At 64.1% G+C, this 3416-nt stretch carries 4 protein-coding genes and 1 pseudogene; 4 read left to right on the top strand and 1 reads right to left on the bottom strand.

The features are described from left to right. A pseudogene (locus Q8K05_RS18790) lies at positions 1-362 on the bottom strand (porphobilinogen synthase); the annotation flags it as partial. Between the two features lie 298 nt (positions 363-660). Here Q8K05_RS18790 and Q8K05_RS18785 point away from each other — a divergent pair. The 4 genes from Q8K05_RS18785 (at position 661) to Q8K05_RS18770 (ending at position 3400) form a co-directional block, all read left to right on the top strand. After that, entirely contained in the window at positions 661-1092 is a 432-nt protein-coding gene (locus Q8K05_RS18785) for a CopD family protein (RefSeq protein WP_305248274.1), read from the top strand. A gap of 26 nt (positions 1093-1118) precedes the next feature. After that, positions 1119-2264: a VanZ family protein gene (locus Q8K05_RS18780; RefSeq protein ID WP_305248273.1), complete on the top strand. Its 1146-nt coding sequence runs from the start codon at positions 1119-1121 to the stop codon at positions 2262-2264. A 9-nt stretch (positions 2265-2273) separates the two neighbouring features. Continuing rightward, positions 2274-2666, top strand: coding sequence for a ferredoxin (locus Q8K05_RS18775; RefSeq protein WP_305248271.1), 393 nt, complete (start codon positions 2274-2276; stop codon positions 2664-2666). Between the two features lie 89 nt (positions 2667-2755). Continuing rightward, positions 2756-3400, top strand: a complete 645-nt coding sequence (locus Q8K05_RS18770) for an alpha/beta hydrolase (protein WP_305248269.1) — start codon at positions 2756-2758, stop codon at positions 3398-3400. Positions 3401-3416: the final 16 nt, after the last annotated feature.

The raw sequence follows: 3416 nt of genomic DNA, 5'->3' as shown, positions 1-3416 counted from the left end.
GGAAAGCGTTTTTTCAGCTCGCGCACCACGCGCGGCACCAGGCCTTCGGGGTTCAGCGCTTCCCGGCCGTAATAGGTTTTGAGCGAGCCGTCAATCACCGGAAACAGCGCCATCACCGGAATGCCCAGCTTGACGCACTCTTCGGCCACCGGCAGCAGCAAGTCCAGGCTGAGCCGCTCAACCCCCGGCATCGACGCGATGGGCTCCCGGCGCCGGCTGCCCTCGGTGACAAACACCGGGTAAATCAGGTCGTGGGCAGTGAGCGCGTGCTCGCGGACCAGGTTGCGCGTGAAGCTGTCACGGCGCAGGCGACGGGGGCGGCCCATCGGAAAGGGAGCGAAGTTGGAGGCGTGCATGGTCATGGGCAAATTGTGCCAAAGCTTTGGGGTGGCGCGTATTTATTCGGTCCATGCCCTGTGCGCGCCGCGTCTTACCGGGCCTTACATTGAAGTTCCGGGCCGCGCCGAAAAGATTTGGACGGGCCCGGTCCGCCATGGTTAGAATCGCGCTGTGTGGAGGCCAGCTTGGTCGCTGCATCCCGCTTTTCCTCCCTGAGCGGGGCCTTTGCGTGTGACAGCAAAGAGGCTTACCAGCCCGGCTGGCCTTCGTGCCGCCGGGCTTCTTTTTGCCCGCAAAAATGCGCAGGGCTACACTCGATCCATGCTCTGGGTCAAATCCTTCCACATCGTTTTCATTGCCAGCTGGTTTGCCGGACTTTTTTACCTGCCGCGCATTTTTGTCAACCTGGCCATGGTGCCGCCCGAAAGCGTGGCCGAGCGCGCGCGGCTGATGCTGATGGCCCGCAAGCTGCTGCGCTTCACCACGCTGCTGGCGGTTCCGGCCCTGGCGACCGGCCTGTGGCTCTACCTGGGGTATGGCATCGGGCTGGGACCGGGCAATGGCTGGATGCATGCCAAGCTGGCCGTGGTGGCGCTGGTTATTGGTTATCACCACGCCTGCGGCCGGGTGCTGGCCACGTTCGCGGACAACCGCAACCAGCGCAGTCATGTCTGGTTTCGCTGGTTCAATGAGGCACCGGTCATCTTGATGCTCGTGGTGGTGATTCTGGTGGTGGTCAAGCCCTTTCACTGAGCCGGCTCCTGCCCCACGCACCTGTCATGGCACGGCCACCTTCTTCTTTCAGCACAACGCCCGATGCGCATCGCACCATGGCCTGGCCGCTGGCGCTTGCGCTCGCTTGCCTGATCGCCTACGCCAGCCTCTATCCCTTTGCTGACTGGCGTGACCAGGACATTTCGCCGCTGCGGTTTCTGACAGCGCCGCTGCCGCAGTACTGGACCGGGTTTGATGTGGGCGCCAATCTGCTGGGTTACGCGCCGCTGGGTTTTTTGCTGGCGCTGTCGGCGTTGCGCAGCCAGCGCGGGTTCTGGGCTGTCACGCTGGCGACGCTGGCGGCCGGCTTGCTGTCGCTGGCGCTGGAAACGCTGCAAAGCTATCTGCCGTCGCGCGTTCCGTCCAATGTGGACCTGGCGCTCAACACGCTGGGCGGCTGGCTGGGCGCCTGCTGCGCCTGGGCGTTCGAGAGATCGGGCGTGATCAATCGCTGGAGCCGTTTCAGGGCGCGCTGGTTTTCGCACGACGCGCGCGGCGCGCTGGTGCTACTGCTGCTCTGGCCGCCGGCCCTGCTGTTTCCCGCGTCGGTGCCCATGGGCCTGGGCCAGGTGTTCGAGCGGCTGGAGTCCGCGCTGGCCGATGCCCTGGCCGACACCCCTTTTCTGGACTGGATGCCGGTGCGAGACCTGGAACTGCAGCCGCTGGTGCCTGTGGCCGAGTTGTTCTGCGTGGCCCTGGGCGCGCTCATTCCCTGCCTGCTGGGTTACGGCGTGATCCGCACCGCCCGGCAGCGCGCCGTGTTCGGGGTGGCAATGATGGTGTCCGGCATCGCGGCCTCGGCCCTGTCGGCGGCGCTCAGCTATGGACCGCAGCATGCCTGGGCCTGGCTGGATGCGCCGGTGCAGGCCGGCTTGGGGCTGGCGGGGTTGCTGGCCCTGTTGCTGCTGCCGGTGCCGCGCCGCGCCGCTGCGGCACTGACGCTGCTGGCGCTGGCCATTCATCTGGGCCTGCTCAACCAGGCGCCCGCCGACCCCTACTTTGCGCAGACGCTGCAAGCCTGGGAGCAGGGCCGCTTCATCCGTTTTCATGGGCTGGTGCAGTGGCTGGGCTGGCTCTGGCCTTATGCGACCTTGCTGTATATCTTGATGCGGCTCTCAAGCCGCGAGCAGGCCGGGGCGTCTGAAAAGTAAAATCAAGCCATGAGCTCCTCTAACTCCCAAGAAGCCGCCGCGAACGCATCGGTCACAGCGGCTGCGCCTGTCAGCCCGTCCTATTACAAACGCCATGTATTTTTTTGCCTGAACCAGCGCAGCAACGGCGAGAACTGCTGTGCCGAGCACCGCGCAGAAGCGGCCTTTGACCGCTGCAAGTCGCAGGTCAAGGCGGCTGGTCTGGCCGGCCCGGGCCAAGTGCGCGTCAACAAAGCGGGGTGCCTGGACCGCTGCGCAGCGGGTCCGGTGCTGGTGGTCTATCCGGAAGCGGTCTGGTACAGCTATGTGGACGAAAGCGACATTGATGAGATTGTCGAGTCGCACCTCAAAAACGGCCAGCTGGTGGAGCGCCTGCTGACGCCGGCGCATCTGGGTCGCTGAGTCTTCATGATTTAAGCCTGTAGCCAAATTCCAGTAAGCGTTGGCAGCTCCTTTATTTGCAGCAACTGATGCGCGTTGAAAGTCAGCCCGTGAACTCTAAAACCCAAAAATCAAGCTTTCAAGGTCCGGCCGGCGTGCTTGAAATTGCGCTCGATGCGCCCGCTGGTGCGTCCCGCGGTGTGGCTGTCATTGCCCATCCGCACCCGCTGTTTGGGGGCACCATGGACAACAAGGTGGTGCAAACGCTCGCGCGGGCTTTTGTGCAAAGCGGCTGGACGGCGGTGCGCTTTAACTTTCGGGGTGTTGGCGGCAGCGCTGGCAGCCATGACGAGGGACCGGGCGAACTGGCTGATTTCCTGGCGGTGGTGCAGCAGGTCGCGCCGCCGGGCGAGCATCAAAGTGCGCTGGCGCTGGCCGGCTTTTCGTTCGGGGCTTTTGTCACGACCCATGCCTTTGCGCAGCTGTTGCCCACCCGCAGCATCGAAAAGCTCGTGCTGGTAGGCACCAGCGTCAGCCGCGCACCCGCCGCACCCATCGATCCGGCCGCGCACCTGAATACGCTGGTGCTGCACGGCGAGCAGGATGACACGGTGCTGCTGCCTGCGGTGATGGACTGGGCGCGTCCACAATCACTTCCTGTTACGGTTGTGCCCGGAGTCGGCCATTTCTTTCATGGACAATTACCTTTGCTGAAAAACCTGGTGCTCCGCCACCTGTCTTCGCCTTCGTTCTGAGGGGCGGGTCTTTTCA

Origin of the sequence: Polaromonas sp. (assembly GCF_030682935.1) — a bacterium.
GTDB lineage: Bacteria > Pseudomonadota > Gammaproteobacteria > Burkholderiales > Burkholderiaceae_C > Polaromonas.
This window is presented reverse-complemented; position numbering and strand designations above follow the sequence as displayed.

Bases quoted from the DNA above. Each gene is read 5' to 3' on its own strand.
- Q8K05_RS18785 (WP_305248274.1), top strand. From the start codon at position 661: ATGCTCTGGGTCAAATCCTTCCACATCGTTTTCATTGCCAGCTGGTTT.
- Q8K05_RS18780 (WP_305248273.1), top strand. From the start codon at position 1,119: ATGGCACGGCCACCTTCTTCTTTCAGCACAACGCCCGATGCGCATCGC.
- Q8K05_RS18775 (WP_305248271.1), top strand. From the start codon at position 2,274: ATGAGCTCCTCTAACTCCCAAGAAGCCGCCGCGAACGCATCGGTCACA.